A 19,949-nucleotide genomic window follows, 5' to 3' on the forward strand; every position below is an offset into this window, starting at 1 on the left:
CCGGGCCTTCCGGTTCTATCGCATTGCCGCGATGCTTTTGCGAAAGCGCATGGCGCTAAAGGCGAAGAACAGGGCGGCGATCACGAAGACGATCAGGAATTCCTGCCAGACAACATCGATCCCGGCATCGCGATACAGGATCGCCTGTGCAAAGCTGACAAAGTGGCTGGACGGGACGAATTGCATGATGTTCTGAAGCGTTTCAGGCATGCTTTCAAGCGGCGTATTCCCGCCCGACAACATCCGCATTGGCAAAACGACAAGGATAAATAGGAGCCCGAATTGCGGCATTGATTTTGTCATGGTCGCAAGGAAAATGCCAAGGGCGGTGGCAAAAAACAGATACAGCATCGTCCCTGCCAGGAATAACAGTTTGGAGCCGATAATAGGCACGCCAAGCATCAGTTCGACGACGAAAAACAGCGATAGCGCGCTTGCGATCAGAATCACAAGTCCGTTGGCCCAGACCTTTGCCAGCATGATTTCAAACGGATCAAGCGGCATCACCAGCAGATGTTCAATCGTGCCATGTTCGCGTTCACGAATAAGGGCGGCACCGGACAGGATGATCGAGAGCATGGTGATGTTGTTGATGATCTCCATCGCGCTGGTGAACCATGAACTGGTCGCGTTTTCGTTATAGGCATAACGCGTGACAAGCTGTGTCGGTGGTTCGTGGCTGGCCGCGACATAGGCCGAAACACCACCCATGAAGGTCTGGATTTCCTGGGCAATGATGTTGCTGACATAACCTTGGCCGATCCCGGCCTGCATCATCGCGGTAGCATCGATATTAAGCTGTATTTCCGGTTGATGACCGGCAATCAGGTCTTTTTCAAAATCGGGCGGGATCACCAGCAGAAAGGTATATTCGCCGCTATCCATGGCGGCGTCGATGTCGCCTTCGCTGATTTCCGCCGGTCTCTTGAAAAACGGCTGCAGGAACGCATCACCGATCTGGCGGGACAGTTTGGATTTGTCCAGATCGGCAATCGCGATTGATGCGTTTTTAAGGTCATGGGAAAAGCCGGTCGCAGCATTGTAAATCGCAAATGAAAACGCCCAGCAGATCAGGATTAGCAACACGACATCGCGACGGAGGCTGAAAAGCTCCTTGATGCCGAGGCGATAGATATTTTCAATCCGTTTGCCAAACATCGATTTTACGCCTCCTGCTTTTTAAGCAGCAGCATTGAAAGGGCGGTCAATGCCGGGAAGAAAATCACCAGCGTCAGGATTTGGGGATAGAGTTCGGCAAAACCAAGCGCCTTGGTAAAGACCCCGACACTGATCGACATGAAATGCGATGTCGGCATGATGGTCGACAGCACGGCGGGCGCACCGTCAAGTGACGAAATCGGCTGCATCATCCCCGAAAACATGACCGATGGCACCATGGTTGCGATCGCGGTTCCAAACAACGCGGCGATCTGCGTTTGGGTAAAGGACGAAATCAAAAGCCCAAGCCCGGTCGTGGCAATCACAAACAGGAAGGCCCCGACAACAAGGGTAAGCGGATTGCCCCGCATCGGTACGTCGAACCAGAATAGCGCCATCACGACCATCAGAACGAAATTGATCAGGCCCAGCCCGACATAGGGCAATTGTTTGCCAATCAGGAATTCGATCCGCGTGACGGGGGTGACATAAAGGTTGGTGATTGATCCCAATTCCTTTTCGCGCACGACGCCGACCGCCATCAGAACGGCAGGAATGAACATCAGCAACAGTGCAATCACCGATGGCACCATGGCGTAGATGCTTTTGAAATCCTGATTATAGCGATAGCGGGTTTCGATACTGACCGGCAGGGTTTGAACCGGCAAACCGGTATTGCGCATGCTGCGTTCGTTCAGATATTTGCTGTGAATGCCTTCGACATAGCCATGGATGGTTTCGGCGCGAAACGGCATGGTGCCATCGATGGTGGCGGCGACTTCGGGACTGCGTCCGGCTTCAAGGTCACGGCCAAAACCGGGTGGGATTTCAATCGCCAGTGCAATGTCACCCGACAGCAATCTTTGTTCAAGTTCGTCATTGCTGTTTAACGGTGGCTGTTCACTGAAATATCGGGACCCTGCAAGGTTTTCAAGATAGGTGCGGCTGGTTTCGGTCCTGTCGCGATCCAGCACGGCATAGGTCAGGTTTTCGACATCAAACGTGATGCCATACCCAAAAACCGGCATCAGGATCGCCGTACCCAGCAAGGCAAACATCAACCGGATCGGATCGCGGATCAGTTCCATGGTTTCACGCAGAGAATAGGCCCAAAGCCGACGCAGGCTGAAAAACGATGCCTTGGCCGGTTTCCATTTCGTCGTTCCATTTTCGCCATCGCCTTGCATCGCCGATGCATCCGGGGCGGGGGCGTTATCGTCAATGCCGCTGGCTTCTTCCAGATGGCTGATAAAGGCTTCTTCAAGCGTGTCACAACCGCGTTTCTGCGTGATTTCAGCCGGGGTGTCGCTGATTAGAACCTTGCCCGCATGCATCAGCGATATGCGATCGCAGCGTTCCGCCTCGTTCATGAAATGGGTAGAGATGAAAATCGTCACCCCCTGATCGCGGGAAAGCTCCACCAGCAATTGCCAGAATCCATCACGTGCGACCGGATCAACGCCCGATGTCGGTTCATCAAGTATCAGGATTTCCGGGCTGTGAATGATCGCAACCGCCAGCGATAAACGTTGCCGCACACCAAGCGGCAGGCTTTCGGCCAGATCATCGTGATATTCGGTCAGGCCGAACCGTTCGGAAAGCTCGTCAATTCGGGGCTTTATCCGGTCCGCAGGCAGGTGAAACAACCGCGCATGCAGTTCAAGGTTCTGATAGACGCTGAGTTCGGCATAAAGCGAAAAGGCCTGGCTCATATAGCCGACCCGTTTGCGAAGTTCGGTATCCTGCCCGTCGACCGGTTTGCCAAAAAGCTCGGCCGTGCCTTCGGTTGCGGGCAAAAGCCCGGTCAGCATTTTCATGGTCGTGGTTTTGCCGCACCCGTTCGAGCCGAGAAACCCGAAAATCTCGCCTTTTTCAATCCGGAAGCTGACATTATCGACCGCGGTAAAATCGCCAAACCGCATCGTCAGACCGTCGGCGACGATGGCGGGAACATCGCCATGTATGGTGCGCGGCGGAATGACAAGGTCCTTGTGACCCTTGCGTTCTTCTTCTGGCAGCAGCCTTACAAACGCGGTTTCCAGATTATCGGCCCCGGTGCGTTCCAAAATCTCGCTTGCTGTGCCGCTTGCCAGTACCTTGCCGTCATTCATCGCAATCAGTTGGTCGAACCGTGCGGCTTCGTCCATATAGGCGGTGGCGACCAGAACGGTCATGTTGCTTTGGGTTTTGCGGATCTGCTCGATCAGTTCCCAGAACTGCCGCCGCGACAGGGGATCAACCCCGGTTGTCGGCTCGTCCAGTATCAATATTTCCGGATCATGGATCAGGGCACAGCAAAGGCCGAGTTTCTGTTTCATCCCGCCGGAAAGCTTGCCTGCTGCGCGCTCGGTAAAGGGTTCAAGCCCGGTCGCCTTGACCAGCCGTTCAATCCGGTCGCGGCGTTCGCGGGCTGATTGGCCAAACAAACGGCCAAAAAATTCAAGGTTCTCGCGGATCGTCAGATCCATGTATAAATTCTTACCAAGTCCCTGTGGCATGTAGGCGATTTTGGGCAGAACGCTGTTGCGGTGGCTTGTATCATCCATCGGTCCGCCCAGTGTATCGACCGTGCCGCGTTGCAATTTGCGCGCGCCCGATATCAGGGCCAAGGCGGTGGATTTACCCACCCCATCCGGCCCGATGAAGCCGATGGTCCGGCCTGTGGGGATATCCAGGCTGATATCGTCAAGCGCATGAACATGGCCGTATCTGTGGCTGACATGGTCCAGCCGTGCGGCAAGACTTGCGCCATTTACAGGATCGTTACTCATTCCTGAAGGCTCTGGTTCAGGGTTGCGTCATCGGGAACATTGGGGGTGAAGCGTTCCGGCCAGTTTTGATGATCGGCCAGCATGACATAGGCTTCGCCGGGCAGGCCGGTCTTGACCCGTTTGCGATGTTCTTCGAGCAATTCGCGTGCGATGCGGATTTTTACCCGGAACATCAGCTTGTCGCGTTCGCTTCTGGTTTCGACCTCGCGCGGGGTGAATTGTGCATCATCGGCGACAAACGAAACATGGGCCGGAATGACAAAGCCCGGCGCTGCATCCAGAACAATGCGTGCCTCATTGCCGACAAAGGCCAGACCAGCCTGCCGGGTAGGCAGAAAGATCGTCATGTAAACATCGGTCAGGTCCAGAACCGTCACCACCGGATCGCCGCCGGCCAAAACTTCGCCCGGTTCGGCAAGGCGATATTGCACCCGCCCGCCGCGCGGTGCCTTAAGCACGGAATCATTGATCTGTACCTGAATGCGCTCAAGTTCGGCCTGGGCGGCTTCGACATTACGTTCGCTGCTTGTCAGGCGCGATTTTGCCGCGGCAAGGGCGGCTTCGGCAACATCGCGATCCGATTTGCGCTGGTCGACCTGTTCGCGGGCGATATTGTTGTTCTTGACAAGCTCGTTGGCGCGTTCAAGCTGCCGTTCCGCAAAGGAAAGCTGGCTTTCCTTCTGAACGATATCAGCCTTGGCTTCGAAAATGCCCTGTTCTGCGCTGGCAACCTCGGCGCGGGCCTTGGCAAGGCTTGCCTGAAGTTCTTCGGTATCCATCCGGGCCAGAACCTGACCGGCTTGCACCAGATCGCCTTCATCGACCAGAACCTCGTCGACGCGACCGGCATATTTGGTTGCAACGCGGACTTCTTCGGCCTCGATCCGGCCATTTCCGCTGGCGATGAATTCGGGAAGGGTTTCCTGATTTTGCTGCCAGTAATAATAACCACCCCCGGCAATCGCGATGATCACGACAAGGATCGCCAAAGGCACGCGCAGTTTGCTCATTCCGCCCTCCAGAACAGGATTGCCGGGCTTCTGGCAGCGGATGTGCCACCGGCATACAGGGTTATCGCAAGCAGGTTACAGCTTTAACGCGATAAAGTCTGGAATGATCCTGACCTGAACGGCAAGCTAAATCTTTGATCTTACGCAATTTAGAAAAGTATCAAGAATGTGCCCGATGGTATTGTGAACCGCCGTTCTCAGATATCGATATCCGCCCAGATCAGATGGTGATCGGATGCTGCCTGATGCTTTTTGGTGAAGTCCGGATATGTTGTCCAGCGTGCCGGTCGTGATCCCGGCCAGATGCCTTTGCGATAAATGCCACCCTTGGTCACCCGGTCAAACAGGGCAGGCGAAAGCAGCAGATAATCGATTTTATCATCATCATTGCCAAGGCCATGCGTCCCGGTTCCCCGATCGCCATTTCCGGCATTAAACTCGAACTCGGTAAAATTCGGATGTGCCGAAACATCGCGAAGAGCGGTACCGTTCAGCAACGGGTCAAGCTCGGCACTGTCGGGAGTATCGTTAAGGTCGCCCAGAACCACGATATTCTCAAACCCCTCGGCGATCAGGCGATTGTAATAGGCCGCAACCGCCAGGGATTGCGCCAGTCGCTTGGCCTTGCTTGCCGGGTCATTGCCGCCATATTTGCTTTTGAAATGGTTGGGCAGGACCATGATCTGCGCACCCGATGGCGTGATGATTTCATATTCCGGGCAATCGCGGCTGAAAATCGGGGCACCGTCAGGTTTCAGGTCATCGACGTGGCTTCGCATTTCGCCAATCGGGTAACCTTCATGGGTGGCAAGCCCGACATCAATGCCGCGCCCGTCATTGCCATCAATGATCATCATGTGGCGATAGGGCACGGGCAAAACGCCCTTTTCGCGCATGAAATCCTGAAAGGCCAGCAGAACCGGGCGGCTTTCAATCTCGACCAGTGCCAGGACATCCGCCCCGACATCGCCGATCATACGCGCGGTGTTTAACATTGCGGCTTCGTCCACCGGCCCCATGCGAAGCTCGCACCAGCCGACCCAGTCATCGCGGCCATTGGCCTTGATAAAGGGCTGCTTTGGCGGGCGGGGGCGAGAAATCAACTGGCCGCGAATTTTGCGAATGCGGGTAAATTTTCCCTCGTCACTGCGCAACATGCCAAGCTGTGTAATCAGCGTTAACATGCGCGCCTTGTCGGCATCGCTGTAAACCGGTTTTTCAAACAGCTTGTTCAGCTCTGCATGGGCATCCAGCACATCGCGATGCGCTTCGGGGTCTTCATCGTTAAAGACTTTCGCCCGATCAAACAGGTTTTCGACGTTAAACGCAGCAATCCGCATGACGTCCCCCGATACTCGTTTCGCTGTGCCGTGGTGAAGGATGAAATTCTACCACAGGTATTATGCGGGCGTGGCGTCAATTATGAAGTGTCATGTTTGTGACGATACCGGCAGGGAGGTGTTATTCAGTCCCCAAATGGGGATGTTTTCAAATTCCGGCCCCGCGTAGGTTCCTGAATGTAACGGGCGATCCGTCGTGTGAAATGGCGTGAACGTGTTTTGCTTCATCGGGAAGGTTTTGCAATCGTGATCAATGTTAACCCCTTTAAACCGACTGTCGTGTTTGTCGATGATGACGAAAACATGCTGCGCGGCGTTACCCGGGCCCTGGGGCAGCGTTACAATGTGATTTCGTTCTCCGAACCTGCCGGGGCCCTTTCCTGGCTTCGGGAAAATCACCGGAAAGTTGATGTGATCCTGTCCGATCTGGCAATGCCGGGTTTTTCCGGTATGCGGTTGCTGCGTGAAATGGTCAGCGTTGCGGCGAATATTCCGCGTGTTCTTCTATCCGGGCATCTTGATAATTCTGCGATGAACAGGGCCATCAATACGGCTTTTGTGTCCTGCATTCTGTCGAAGCCCGCACCGATAGAGCTGATTCGCAAATCAATAGAGCAGGCGTTAAGTTCGCGGGCGATTGACCTTGCCGGGACTTCTGATTACGCCGGGGCTGGTAATGCGCGCGATCAAAAACAACGGTTATTCGGTTGTCTTTCAGCCGCGCATTGACGCAAAGACCGGATCGACTTGCGGGCTTGAAGTGCTGGTGCGTTTCCCGAACCTGCAGAAACGTTTCCTGCTTGAGGAAATCATTTTGGCCTGTGAAGGGCATCCGGCGATCAACCTGCTGACGACAGCGGTGATGAACGAAGTCCGTAAACAGGCCAGGGATATCCGGTCCCGGTTTGATTTTTCACCGACGGTTTCGATCAATTGTTCGCCCTATTCCATTCGCAATAACTGCTTCCTTGAGGAAATCCTTCATTTCAGAGGCGACATGCTGCTTTGTGACATCCGGATCGAAGTCGAAATCACGGAACATAGCGACATCGTCAAAGATCCGGCATTCCTTGCCAATGCCGCAAGGCTCAAAAATCGGGGTGTTGCGATTTACATCGATGATTTTGGCTCGGGAAGCAATTCGGTGGAGCTTCTGGAAACCGGTGTTTTCGCCGGTGTCAAGATTGATCGCGAATTCATCGCAACGGCAAACGGGGATTGCGTCAAATCATCGTTTGCCGAGTGGGTGGTTAAAGCGTCGCATGATCTGGGCCTCCGCGTTGTTGCCGAAGGCGTCGAAGACGCCGTTGTTGCACAAAGGAAGCAGGCGCTTGGCGTTGAGGAAATGCAGGGTTTCTTTTTTGCAAGGCCGGCAACGCTTGAAAAAACACCGACCGGTGCATTTGCAATGTGCTGAGAGCTATTTTGTCTGGGGCGTTGTAAGCCCGCTGCTCACATCTCCAGATCAAACACGATCAGTCCTGAAATTTCGCCATCGGCGGCTTTGACAAGCTCAGCGCCCAGCGCCTGATGTGCCGGATGCTCAAGATAGGCATCACGTGCCGCTTCATTGTCGAAATCGATGCAGAAGCCGTGCTTGAAACCCTGTTCCAGTTTTTCCGGGCTGACCGATATTCCGCCGTCAAAACCCCGCATTCCCGCGATCTGGTCGCCAAGGTCGGACAGGGCGTCAAACAGACTGTTAATCACGGCCTCGTCAATGCCGGGTTTGAATTTGATCAGAACGATATGACGGATCATGGCTTGGGCCTTTCCGGAGCCGGGGTGAAGCGCGATTGAACCGGGATATCACAACCGGTGTCAATAGCGGCGATAAACCGGCGGTCCTTCCGTTTGGTGTGCTGTAACCAAGGGTTGCGTCGAGGGGCATGTGAAATAGCACACATATCACGATTTTGCCTCTTGAATTGAAGAAATGACTTCATACTTTAGGATAGGAAAAGTTGTATCGGGTAACGATTCCTAGCCGGTGATCCATTCAGACGTATAAGGGGCAGATTGACATGGCATTCAATATTTTCGGGAACGGCGGCGCGTCACAGCAAGGACAACAGATTTACGAAGCCCTCGGTAGATCAATGGCCGTGATCGAGTTTTCGCTGGACGGTAAAATCCTGACAGCCAATGCCAATTTTCTTGCCACAATGGGCTATGAGCTTGGCGATATTGTTGGCAAACACCATGCGGTTTTCGTGACCCGCGATTACGCACAAAGTGCCGAATATCGTGATTTCTGGAAAAAATTGTCAAAGGGCGAATTCGCGGCCGGCGTTTTCCAGCGCGTGCGCAAGGACGGCGAAGCTGTCTGGCTTGAAGCCACCTATAACCCGATCCTGAATGCGGCCGGAAAGCCGGTAAAGGTGATCAAATTCGCCTCTGACATTACCGCGCGCCGTAAGGAGCGCGCGCTCAATGAAGGCATTCTGACCGCGATTGACCGATCCCAGGCGATGATCGAATTTGATCTGACGGGCAAAATCCTTAAGGCCAACGGGAATTTCCTTAAAACCATGGGCTATTCCGAAGGCGAGGTTGTCGGCAAGAATCACAGCATGTTTGTCGAGCCGGCTTATGCCCAATCAACCGAGTACAAGGATTTCTGGGCCAGCCTGCGCAAGGGCGATGTACAGGCAGCACAGTTCAAGCGGTTGGCAAAGGGGGGCAAAGAGGTCTGGCTTGAGGCGACCTATAACCCGATTTTTGATCAGAATGGCAAACCCGAACGGGTCATCAAGCTTGCCACCGACATTACCGAGCAGGTGGAGCTTCTGGTCGATCTTAAAAAAATGATCGATACCAATTTCACCGAAATTGACGATAACATCGTAAGCCTTGACGAGGCCGCGATGAGCGGAACATCCGCTGCGGCGCAAAGCTCTAACTCGGTGCAGACCGTTGCCGCCAGTGCCGAGGAACTTTCCGCCTCAATCGCCGAAATTTCGCGCAGCATGGCGCAAAGCCGCGATGAAACCGAACGGGCCTTTTCCCAGACCGTCAGTGCCAACCAGTCGACCCAGAAAATGGCCGATGTGGTCGCGGCCATGACGGGCATTGTCGAGGTCATTCAGGGCATTGCCGGGCAGATCAACCTGCTCGCGCTTAACGCAACCATTGAGTCCGCTCGTGCAGGCGAGGCGGGCAAAGGCTTTGCGGTGGTTGCGAACGAGGTCAAAAACCTTGCCAATCAGGCGGCCAAGGCCACCGATCAGATTTCAGCCGAAATCAGCGGGGTTCAGGAAATTTCAAACGAGGTTGTCAACTCGCTTGAAACCATTCGCGGCTCCATCGAAACGGCACGCGACAGTGTCACCAGCATATCGGCATCGGTCGAAGAACAAAGTGCCGTGACCGAAAGCGTGTCGCAAAACATGCAGACAATGGCCGTTTCGGTCGATGAACTTGCCCGGCGGCTTGACGAAATCCGCTCGATTTCCGGCGGGGTCGGGAGCTCGGTCAAGCGCACCCGCGAAGCTGCCGAAGTGCTGACGCGCTAGTCCCGAAGACATCCGATACGATAAAAGCCCGGCTGGTTATGGGATCAGCCGGGCTTTTGTTTTGGGAACGAGGAAGGGGCGATTATTGGCCCGACAATGCCCCATCAATCGATTTGGCAATGATCGACAGGCCAAGGTCGAGTTCCTCGTCACTGATCGTCAGCGGCGGGGCAATGCGGAACACACCACCCATGCCGGGCAGCTTGACGATATTCATGCTAAGCCCGTTTTTAAACGCCTCGGTCGCAATCGCGGCACCCAGATCATGATCGGGTTCCCAGAACTGGCCGTCCGCCCCACGTTTGACGATTTCAACGCCAAGCATCAATCCACGCCCGCGGACATCGCCGATACAGTCATAGCGGTCTTTGAGCTTGGATAAGCCATCAAACAGCTTCTGGCCCGATGTCCGGGCACGATCGACCAGTTTCTCGTCACGCACCACGTCAAGCACCGTCACACCAACCGCGGCGGGCAGGGGATCGGACACATGGGTGGTATAAAACAGAAAACCCCTTTCATGGGCGGCGTCTTCGATTGCGGCCGTGGTCATGACGGCGGCTAGCGGCAGGCCCGCGCCGATGGTTTTTGACAGGGTCATGATATCGGGTGTCACACCATCGCGTTCAAAGGCAAACATATCACCGGTGCGGCCCACACCCGTCTGGGCCTCGTCCAGAATAAGCAGCATGCCGCGTTCAACGCATTTCTGCTTAAGCGCGGCCAGATATCCCTTGGGCAGGGGCAGCATGCCGCCCGATGACAGGATCGGCTCGGCAATGAAGGCCGCAAGATTGCCGGTCGACTGGCTATCGACCAGATTAAACGCGTCATCAAGTTCCGTCTGCCAGTCAAGCGACCCGTCGGCATGTCTGAACCGCGGGCGAAATGCATTGGGGGCGGGAATGGCGAATGATCCGACGGCGGCCGGGCCATATCCCTTGCGCCCGGCACTATAGGTCGCCGATGCGGCAACGCCGGTCATCCCGTGCCAGCTTTTGGAAAAGGCGACGATTTCATGCTTGCCCGTGACGAGCTTTGCCATCCGGATCGCGGCCTCGTTGGACTCAGCCCCGGTGGAAACCAGCAGAACCCGATCCAGCCCCGGTGCCAGTTCCGCCAACCGCTCCGCCAATGTCACGACAGGGCGGGACAGCATGCCGCTAAACAGATGGGCGACTTTTTCGACCTGGTTTTGCACGGTTTCGACGATTTTCGGGTGTCCGTGACCCAGAAGGGCGCTCATTTGGCCGGATGTGAAATCCAGAATGGGGCGGTCATCGGCGTCATAGACGAACGATCCCTTGGCGCGTTCGATGATGGCGGGTTCAAACGTGCCGCCATAGCGGATCAGGTGTTTTTTGGCGGCATCCCAGAATTTTGGATCGGCGTTGCGTGACATGATCGGCTCCCTGCATGCCTGTGTCTTTGATTGATCCAGATGGTATCCGCTGGCAGGTGCCACGTAAAATTGATAGTTATGGCATTCTGGTATTGGAAAAATTGATATAGTGCTGGTGCGGCGATGCAAACCCTGCTTGATCTCAAACTGCTTGCGACATTCGTGCGCGCCGCGCATTCCGGCACGCTCAGCGCCACGGCCATTCAGGTGGGCCGCACCCAGTCAACCGTGACGATGCAGATCCAGCGGCTTGAAGAAACGCTGGGCCAAAGCCTGTTTCACCGAAGTGGCAGCGGCGTCAGCCTGACCGGGGCGGGGGAACGGTTTCTGGGCTATGCCGAACGGATCTTGCGCCTGCATGACGAGGCGGTTTCGGCCTTTTCCGACAAGGGATTGCATGGCTCGATGGTGTTTGGCTGTCCCGAGGATTACCTGATTACGTTTTTCCCGGCCCTGCTTAAAAGCTTTGGCACCATCCACCCGGATGTCGAGATCAAGGTGGTATCGGCGCCAAGCCCGGAACTGAACCGCCTGCTGCATGCCAGCCAGATCGATATGGCCATCACCTCGACCCCGGAAATCCATGACCGGCAAAAGATCGTGCGCACCGAACAGCTTGCCTGGGTCGGAAGCAAACCCACCTTGGAACTCCACGATTTCCCCGATGGCGCCATTCCGCTTGCGATGCCAGCCTCAAACGCCATGGATCACAAGGCGGCCTGCGATGCGATGGATGAGGCGGGGATGCGCTATAAAATATCCTATGCCAGCAACAGCCTGACCGGCCTGATCGCGGTGGCGCGCTCTGGCCTTGCGATCAGTGTGATGATGCAAAAAGCCGTCCCGGCGGACCTTTACATCCTCAAATCCCCAATGCCCGCCTTACCACAGCTTGGATTGCAGGTGGTGACGTCTGACACTGCGCGCAGCCCGGCCATCAGTGCGTTTGGCGATCATATCCGGAATTTGTTGCCATTTTTGTAAGGCAATCTTTTGACAATTTGGTCGATAAAACGAGCAATACGGGTTTTGCACATATTAAACCCCATTGTTCATACACCCGAGTGCACGGTTGTAAGGTCTGCTGCTGTCGTCCTAGCGTTTGCGATGTTTCAGGGCGTCTACGATAAGCTTGAACACGGGCAGGTTTTGACGACGGGTCGGATAATAAAGGAAATAGCCGTCAAAGAACGGCGACCAGTCATCAAGCACGAGCTGCAATGTGCCTGCGGCGATATGATCGTCGGCAAGACTGTTTGGCACAAAGGCGATGCCCATTCCGCATAATGCCGCGTCCATCATCGCGTAAGAGTTATTGAAGGTCATCTGACCATCGACGCGGACGTTGATTTCATTTCCGTCCTTTTCGAATTCCCACGTATATAGGCCGCCAAGTCGTTCCTGCCGCATATTGATGCAGTTGTGTTTCAGCAAATCCTGCGGATGTTGCGGCATGCCGTTTTCTGCCAAATAGTCTGGCGAGGCGACGGCGATCATGCGCCAATCGGGGCCGATACGAACGGCAATCATGTCTTTTTCAACACTTTCACCAAGCCGCACCCCAGCATCAAACCCGTCTTCGACGATGTTGCGAAAGCCGTTATCGATGCTGAACTCGATGCTGATGTCGGGATAGGCCATTAATATCGGTTTGAGTTTTGGCCAGACGACTGTTTCAAGTGCGTGATCCGATAATGTCAGCCGAATGGAGCCGAACGGCTTGTCGCGGAACTCCATAATGGCGTCGATCTCGCCCTCGATTTCCTTGAGGCGCGGCGAAACCGTCGACAATAACTGGCTTCCCGCCTGGGTCAGGGCGACGTTGCGCGTTGTCCGGGTCAGAAGACGTATGCCGATATTGTCTTCCAGACGCTTGATCGCGTGGCTCAAGGTTGATTGCGCCACGCCGATCCGCGCGGCGGCTCTGGTGAAGTTGCGTTCTTCGGCAACGATGCCGAACCATTTCAGGTCGTTGAAATCGGTATTTGCCATGCACTTATCATTAATCGATTACATCGATTAGTCCATGCTATTTTTCCCGTATAATCAGATTGACGGCGATCCACTATCTTCTGGCAATGATACGTTGAACCGGAAGATATCCATGACTGACACGACCCAAACCGATACAGAAAACAGACAATGCGCCGCGTGGGGGGCTGTTTTATCCATGTCCCTTTGCGTTGCCTTGTTGCTTGCATCCGAATTCATGCCGGTCAGTTTGCTGACGCCTATGGCGGACGGTCTGGGGGTAAGCGAAGGTGCGACCGGTCAGGCAATTTCGATCAGTGGACTTTTTGCCCTGGTTGCCAGCCTGATGAGCACAACCGTCGCCGGGAGGGTTAACCGCAAATCGGTGTTGGTGGGGTTGACGATGCTGATGCTGATATCGCTTGTCATCGTTGCCATGGCACCCAACTTTGCGGCTCTGATTACGGCGCGCGCCATTCTGGGAATTTGCATCGGTGGGTTCTGGGCGCTGGCCACGGCCGTTATGATGCGGCTGGTGCCGTCACATGATGTGCCGCGTGCATTGTCTATCATGTATGGCGGGCAGGCCATTGCTTCGGCTTTTGCGGCACCACTTGGTGCATGGCTGGGCGATATCTTTGGTTGGCGTGCCGTTTTTTGGGCATTGACGCCGCTTGTTGCCATCAACCTTGTCTGGCAATTGACGGTCTTGCCGTCATTGCCCGCACGTGGTCGGCAAAATTTCGGCGCGTTGGTCGATGTTTTGTCCCGTCCATACTTCTTGCGCGGCCTGATTGCAGCGATGCTCAGCTGGGGATCCGCCTTTACCATGTTTACCTATCTGCGCCCGTTTCTCGAACAGTTTAACGGCGCAGATGTCCTGACACTCTCGCTTCTGCTGCTGGTGCTCGGGCTTGCCGGTTTTGTCGGGACCTGGGTCGCAGGTCGCTTTATCGGTCAGCGAGTTGCACCGCTTTTGAAATTGCCTGCCTTAGTCATGGGCGTCATCACATTGGGACTGCTGTTCACCAGCGGCTCGATCTTGGCAACCGGTGTTTTACTGGCGGGCTGGGGCATGATGAACACCGCACTTTCGGTGATCTTCATGACCTGGATGTCACAGAATGTCAGCGATGCACCCGAGGCTGGCGGCAGCCTGATGGTTGCAGCCATTCAAGGCTCGATCCTGCTTGGCGCCATTTGGGGCGGTCTGCTGCTCGATCATCTTTCAATTACTGCAACTTTCGTCGGCAGCGTGGCACTCTCAGCCCTTGCCGTAATTCTGATCGGCAACGGGCAAAACCTGTTGAGGCCGGTCAACTCCCCAAAACACACAGGAGACTGAATTGACCGACAATAATAAAACCAGCGAAACCGTGATGCAGATGCCTTCCGATCATCCTAACCGTCGCAGCTTGTTAAAGATGGCCGGTGCTGGTGCTGCAGCATTCGGGATTGGTGCAATGATCAACACCGCAAAGGCAAAGCCATTAAGCATGACAACCGAATGGGACAAGGTTTTCCCGAAAAGCGATAAAGTCGACCACGAGAAGGTAAGCTTCAAAAACCGCTATGGTATTACCCTTGTGGGTGACCTTTATCTGCCAAAGGATCGCAATCAGGGGGCAATGCCTGCTCTGGCAGTTGGCGGGCCGTTTGGTGCGGTAAAGGAACAATCCTCCGGCCTTTACGCCCAGACCATGGCCGAGCGTGGCTTTGTTACCCTGGCTTTTGATCCGTCCTATACTGGCGAAAGCGGCGGTGAACCGCGCAATGTTGCCTCGCCCGATATCAATACAGAGGACTTCATGGCCGCTGTGGATTATCTTGGCCTGCATAACACCGTAAACCGTGAACGGATTGGCGTTATTGGTATCTGTGGCTGGGGTGGTATGGCGCTCAATGCGGTTGCTGCAGACAAGCGTGTCAAAGCCGTTGTCGCCAGCACCATGTATGACATGACCCGCGTCATGTCCAAAGGTTACAACGACAGCGTCACACTTGAACAACGCACGCAGGCGCTCGAACAAATGAGCCGTCAGCGTTGGGAAGATGCCGCGAATGGCACGCCTGCCTTCCAGCCTCCCTATAACGAACTGAAAGGCGGAGAAGCGCAGTTTCTGGTTGATTACCACGACTACTATATGACTTCGCGCGGCTATCATCCGCGTGCGGTCAACTCCGGCAATGCCTGGACGCAGACCACGCCGCTCAGCTTCATGAATATGCCGATCCTGAGCTATATCGAGGAAATCTCACCGCGTCCGGTCTTGCTGATTCATGGCGAGAATGCCCATTCGCGCTATTTCAGCGAAACCGCCTATGAAGCAGCGGCCGAGCCGAAAGAACTGCTGATCATTCCGGGGGCAAACCACACCGATCTTTATGATCAGCTTGATGTGATCCCGTTTGACCGGATCGAGGCATTCTTTGGTGATGCACTGGTTTGATCATGATGGGCGGTCGGGGCGATAAACCCCGACCGTATCTCTTGTCGTCAACATTCAGCATGAAAGGGGCGGGCGTGGTAAGTGCGCACACATTCCTCACCACCCGACGTGGCTTTATTGCTGGTGCCACGGCGACACTACTGGCTACCAGACCGGCACTTGCACAATCGGGGGCAAAGCAGATGCGTATCCGTTGCACCTTCTCCGATCAGGAATTCACCTATCTGCTTAATGATAACGCGACGACACACGATTTCGTCTCCATGTTGTCGCTTGATCTGACAATCAGTGATTTTTCAACCAACGAAAAGATTGCCTACCTGCCAAGGCGTCTCGATGAAGGTGGTCTGGTCAATTATAGCGACGAAGCACCCGGCGATCTGTGCTATTTCCGCGGATGGGGCAATCTGGCGTTCTTTTACGACACCTATGAATATCGCGGTGACCTGATCCGGCTCGGAAAGATCGAGGGACCTTTGGATCCCTTGCAGGTCAAGGGGGAGTTCCCATTGCATATTGAATTGCTGGCCTGAGCAAGAGCGAAGGTCCTGTTTTTCCAAATTGTGAATATGGTTTGGATCACGCCACGCGTTTCAGCAGATACTCCACCGGATGCTTGGGCTTTGTCCCTTCGAAGCGGGCGACCTGACAGCGGCAGGAATAGCCGGTGACGAGCATGTTATCCAGGCCCGTCTGATCGACTTTCTTTTTCCAGCTTTGGTCATAAAGGGCGCGGGAGGTTTCCTGATGGCGGGTTTCGTGGCCGTAGACGCCTGCCATGCCGCAACATCCGGTTTTTTCGGTCGCGAGTTTGATGCCGAAAGTCTCGAAAATCTTTTGCCATTTGACGCCGACATCGGGGATGGATGTTTTTTCCGTGCAATGCGGGAAGAGCGTTGCCGGGGCCGTACCCCCTGCATTCCCGCTGCTTGCGGGCAGGGTGAGGCGGCCTTCCGCGATCTCGGCGGCCAGCCATTCATGGAACAGATGCACGCGGTAATCCGGGCGATCCGTGCCAAGGCGCTGGGCGTATTCCTGCCGATAAGTGAGCGTCACACTGGCCTCGATCCCGATCAGCGGGACGCCGGTTTTTGCCAGTCGGCCATAAACGATATCGTTTTGCTTGGCCTGATAATCAAATCGTTTGAGGAAGCCCTTTACATGCAAGGCCTTGCCATTCGGGCGATAGGGCGGCACGAAAACGCGGTAGCCGAGCTTCTGCAGAAGGTCGATATGGGCGATGAAAACATTGATGTCATAGTGGCTGGTGAAGCAATCCTGCAAAAGCACCACGGATTTGGCGCGATCCACATCGGAAAGCGCTTCAAGGTCGGCCAGTCTGAATTTGCCAATGCCGCGTTTGCGCAGGGCCGAACGCACGCTTTGACGGCTGAGTTTCGGCAGGTCGGTCAGGCCGATCAGGCTTTTGAAAATCCATGGCAGCGGCGGGATGGATTGCAAGGCATTGAAAAGCAACGGGGCCTTGGCCATCAGCGGGGCAATGCTTTCAAGCTGTGCGATCACGTAATCCTTCACCGGCCGTTTGTAGCGGGTGTGATAGGCCTCTAGGAACCGTGATTTCATTTCCGGGATATCGACCTTGACCGGGCATTGCCCCGCACAGGCCTTGCAGGACAGGCAACCGGCCATGGCATCATAGACATCGTGCGAGAAATCCCGCGCATTGATTACGGCAAGATCCTGATTGCGCGGATCGGTGCCGACCGAAAGCTGCCGGATCCATTCACGGACCAGTCCCGCCCGGCCCTTGGGCGAATGAACGCGGTCGCGCGTGACCTTATAGGACGGGCACATCGCATCCATCAGGTCCCAGTTAAAGCAGGCGCCGTTGCCGTTGCACCGCGTTGCGTTGAGATATTCATCGCGCAGCCGGTCTTCGATCTGGCGGTCAAGCTGACCACGCATCGGGGCTTCGTCAATCGCGGTGATCGGGGTGTTCTTCGAATAGGGGGAGGCGATCTTGCCGGGGTTTAATTGTCCTTCCGGATCAAAGGCTTCCTTGATGCGACGCAAGCTATCATAAAGCTCCGGCCCGAAATAGGTCGGCGAATATTCGCCGCGAAAACCCTTGCCATGTTCGCCCCAGATCAGGCCGTTATATTTTTTGGTCAGGTCAACGACCCTGTCCGATACACGGCGCAGGCGTGCTTCGTCCTGCTCGTCACACATATCAAGCAACGGCCGCACATGCAGACAGCCAACATCGACATGGCCAAACATGCCGTAATCAAGCCCCTCGGCATCGAGTAAAGCCCGGAATTCCGCGATAAAATCGGCCAGGTTTTCCGGCGGAACAGCGGTATCCTCGACAAAGGGGGTCGCGCGGCGTTTGCCTTCAAGATTGCCAAGCAAACCCACCGATTTCGCCCGGATGGACCAGATGGCGGCAATCTGCGTCGGATCGGTTGCCTGCACAAAGCCGATGGGGGCGTAATCCGCATCCGGATTGGCCTCAAGATGGGCGCGCAGTTCGGCCTGTTTGGCGCTCACTTCCTCGGGCGTTTCACCAACAAATTCAACGACATTGAAGCCGCGTGTGGGAACAGAGCTATCCTCGGTCCCGAGCAGTTTGCCCAGCAGGTGCCAGCTTTCATCCTGCTTTGCCAGTTCCATGACCTTGTCATCGATGCTTTCGATGGCGACCGGGTCAAACTGCACAAGGGTGCCAACATGGCGAAGCGCACTGTCGAAGCTGTCATAACGCACCACCGTGACCGCCTTGTGCTTTGGCAGCGGAATGACGCGCAGCGTGATTTCCTTGACCATGCCAAGGCTGCCCTCCGCCCCGGCGATCAGGAAGCTTAAATTCATATCCCCTTGATCCGAAACGGCTTCCTTGAGGTTATAGCCCGTAAGCCCGCGGTTCATTTCCGGGAAAATCGCGTTGATCTGATCCCGGCGCGGCATGATTTCATCGTGGATTTTGCGGTAAAGCCGACCGGTGCGGTCGTCACGCGCCATGATTTCGGCGGCGTCCGCGGCACTCATCGCATGGGTGCGGAAATCGGTGCCATCGATCAGAACCGTGGTCATGTCATTGATATAATGGCTTGTTTTGCCATAAATCCGCGATCCCTTGCCGGAGCTATCAGACCCGATCATGCCGCCAATGGTCGCCCGGCTGGCGGTGGATACGGCGGGCGGGAAGAAGAAACCATGCGGTTTGAGCCACGCGTTAAGCTGATCCAGCACCACGCCCGGCTCGACATGAACCAGACCCTTTTCGGCATCAAAACCCAGTATGTTATTGAGATACTTGGATGTATCGAGCGTGATGGTGTTGTTAAGCGACTGGCCGTTGGTGCCGGTGCCACCACCGCGCGGGGTGATTTTGACCTCGCTGAATTCCTCGCGCCCGGCGAGTTCCATCACAACGTTGATATCATTGCGGTTTCTGGGCTGCAGGACGGCGGTTGGCATCACCTGATAGACGCTGTTATCGGTGGCGTTGATCAGGCGGGACGGGAAATCGGCATGGATTTCACCGGAAAATTTCCCTTCTTTTTCAAGGGTTTTGAGGAAACCAAGTGTGAGACTGTCAAGCGACCGGTCCGGGGTCAGAACCGGCAGGCGATTGAGCCGGGAAAAGCTGCGGCGGGCGGGTGTTGATCTGGCGGTTGATCTGGTCATCGGGCTGGCGGTCGGGGCGGGCGCGGTCATGATGTCTCTCTGGTCTCTTTTTCGGCGCGCGGGCGGCGTCATTTGACCCATTTGACAGGAGGCGGATTAAATAGACAAATTTAAAATTCCGAAGGATTATTCATTTTTAGTGAATAATCCGATTTTTCAACCCGGTCGGAACCCGCATGCCGACCGTGCCGAGGGGGCAAAAAAGGGCTCCGGCATCGGTTTTGTTAAAGTCATATTATATGATTAAAATGGATTTGGTATAAATTATACCACCGTTTTGGCGTGTAAATGGTGCCGATCCATCAGGAAACCTGCAGCGTTCAGAGTTTCGAGGCGCCGTCGGTGCGGGAAATTATAAAAGTCTTATCATATGATTTTTTTAATGCTGTCTGAGCCACATTTCAGCCCCTGATTCTGGTCCTGTATCGGGCTCTGCCCCGTTCCCGGCCCGACATTCCCACGAAGCGAAATCGGGTGCGGGCGACGCGATGGCTTCCGGGTCTTCGCCCGGAGTGGCGGGGCGGGATGAACCGGGGCGGCGAAGCACGGACGTGATCGCGTGTGCCAGCTATCGTGGACTGCTTCCTTGTCCCGTCCCTCCCGCAGAGGAGGGAGGCCATGGGGCGGTGGGAGCGGTGCGGTATGCTGGGCCGGGCCGTGCTGTGGTGTTGGGCCGCGTGG

The 19,949-nt window shown here is 55.3% G+C and carries 15 protein-coding genes; 7 read left to right on the top strand and 8 right to left on the bottom strand.

The annotated features are described in order from the left end of the window. Positions 1-15: 15 nt before the first annotated feature. The 4 genes from R1T41_RS15865 to R1T41_RS15880 all read right to left on the bottom strand — a co-directional run bounded on the left by R1T41_RS15865 (position 16) and on the right by R1T41_RS15880 (position 6,279). On the bottom strand, positions 16-1,158 hold the full coding sequence (locus R1T41_RS15865) for an ABC transporter permease (protein ID WP_062951710.1): 1,143 nt from the start codon (positions 1,156-1,158) through the stop codon (positions 16-18). Positions 1,159-1,163: 5 nt separating this feature from the next. Continuing rightward, positions 1,164-3,929, bottom strand: coding sequence for a ribosome-associated ATPase/putative transporter RbbA (gene rbbA / locus R1T41_RS15870; protein WP_317337765.1), 2,766 nt, complete (start codon positions 3,927-3,929; stop codon positions 1,164-1,166). Further along, positions 3,926-4,939, bottom strand: coding sequence for an HlyD family secretion protein (locus R1T41_RS15875; protein ID WP_317337766.1), 1,014 nt, complete (start codon positions 4,937-4,939; stop codon positions 3,926-3,928). Before R1T41_RS15875 ends, rbbA begins: the two co-directional genes overlap by 4 nt. Positions 4,940-5,136: 197 nt before the next feature. Beyond that, entirely contained in the window at positions 5,137-6,279 is a 1,143-nt protein-coding gene (locus tag R1T41_RS15880) for an endonuclease/exonuclease/phosphatase family protein (protein ID WP_062960053.1), read from the bottom strand. A gap of 246 nt (positions 6,280-6,525) precedes the next feature. On the opposite strand from R1T41_RS15880, the gene R1T41_RS15885 reads away from it, so the two are divergent. Together R1T41_RS15885 and R1T41_RS15890 are read left to right on the top strand one after the other, a co-directional pair. Next, positions 6,526-7,008 carry a response regulator gene (locus R1T41_RS15885; RefSeq protein ID WP_317337769.1) on the top strand — a complete coding sequence of 161 codons (483 nt, stop codon included), beginning with the start codon at positions 6,526-6,528 and terminating at the stop codon, positions 7,006-7,008. Next, on the top strand, positions 6,956-7,696 hold the full coding sequence (locus tag R1T41_RS15890) for an EAL domain-containing protein (RefSeq protein WP_317337771.1): 741 nt from the start codon (positions 6,956-6,958) through the stop codon (positions 7,694-7,696). Before R1T41_RS15885 ends, R1T41_RS15890 begins: the two co-directional genes overlap by 53 nt. A gap of 35 nt (positions 7,697-7,731) precedes the next feature. Here R1T41_RS15890 and R1T41_RS15895 read toward each other — a convergent pair whose 3' ends face one another. Further along, positions 7,732-8,040, bottom strand: a complete 309-nt coding sequence (locus R1T41_RS15895; protein ID WP_062951715.1) for a Dabb family protein — start codon at positions 8,038-8,040, stop codon at positions 7,732-7,734. Between the two features lie 263 nt (positions 8,041-8,303). Here R1T41_RS15895 and R1T41_RS15900 point away from each other — a divergent pair, with 263 nt between their 5' ends. Then, complete coding sequence (locus R1T41_RS15900; protein WP_317337773.1) at positions 8,304-9,794, top strand: PAS domain-containing methyl-accepting chemotaxis protein; 1,491 nt, start codon at positions 8,304-8,306, stop codon at positions 9,792-9,794. Positions 9,795-9,876: 82 nt separating this feature from the next. Here the strand turns inward: R1T41_RS15900 and R1T41_RS15905 are convergent, their stop codons facing one another. Beyond that, positions 9,877-11,196 (bottom strand): aspartate aminotransferase family protein, encoded by a 1,320-nt coding sequence (locus tag R1T41_RS15905; RefSeq protein WP_317337775.1) that lies wholly within the window; start codon positions 11,194-11,196, stop codon positions 9,877-9,879. A gap of 123 nt (positions 11,197-11,319) precedes the next feature. On the opposite strand from R1T41_RS15905, the gene R1T41_RS15910 reads away from it, so the two are divergent. Continuing rightward, the gene (locus tag R1T41_RS15910; protein ID WP_317337777.1) at positions 11,320-12,180 is read left to right on the top strand and encodes a LysR family transcriptional regulator; all 861 of its coding nucleotides are present in this window, start codon (positions 11,320-11,322) and stop codon (positions 12,178-12,180) included. Between the two features lie 111 nt (positions 12,181-12,291). Here the strand turns inward: R1T41_RS15910 and R1T41_RS15915 are convergent, their stop codons facing one another. Next, the gene (locus R1T41_RS15915; RefSeq protein WP_317337778.1) at positions 12,292-13,188 is read right to left on the bottom strand and encodes a LysR family transcriptional regulator; all 897 of its coding nucleotides are present in this window, start codon (positions 13,186-13,188) and stop codon (positions 12,292-12,294) included. A 112-nt stretch (positions 13,189-13,300) separates the two neighbouring features. On the opposite strand from R1T41_RS15915, the gene R1T41_RS15920 reads away from it, so the two are divergent. From R1T41_RS15920 to R1T41_RS15930, 3 genes are all read left to right on the top strand, one after another. Beyond that, complete coding sequence (locus tag R1T41_RS15920; protein ID WP_317337779.1) at positions 13,301-14,512, top strand: MFS transporter; 1,212 nt, start codon at positions 13,301-13,303, stop codon at positions 14,510-14,512. 1 nt (position 14,513) lies between these two features. Then, positions 14,514-15,617, top strand: a complete 1,104-nt coding sequence (locus tag R1T41_RS15925) for an alpha/beta hydrolase (protein WP_062951721.1) — start codon at positions 14,514-14,516, stop codon at positions 15,615-15,617. A gap of 74 nt (positions 15,618-15,691) precedes the next feature. Then, the gene (locus R1T41_RS15930) at positions 15,692-16,150 is read left to right on the top strand and encodes a cyclophilin-like fold protein (RefSeq protein WP_317337780.1); all 459 of its coding nucleotides are present in this window, start codon (positions 15,692-15,694) and stop codon (positions 16,148-16,150) included. A 46-nt stretch (positions 16,151-16,196) separates the two neighbouring features. Here the strand turns inward: R1T41_RS15930 and R1T41_RS15935 are convergent, their stop codons facing one another. Then, positions 16,197-19,298 carry an FAD-binding and (Fe-S)-binding domain-containing protein gene (locus tag R1T41_RS15935; protein ID WP_317337781.1) on the bottom strand — a complete coding sequence of 1,034 codons (3,102 nt, stop codon included), beginning with the start codon at positions 19,296-19,298 and terminating at the stop codon, positions 16,197-16,199. Positions 19,299-19,949 lie beyond the last annotated feature (651 nt).

This window comes from Thalassospira lucentensis, from assembly GCF_032921865.1.
GTDB classification, from domain to species: domain Bacteria; phylum Pseudomonadota; class Alphaproteobacteria; order Rhodospirillales; family Thalassospiraceae; genus Thalassospira; species Thalassospira lucentensis_A.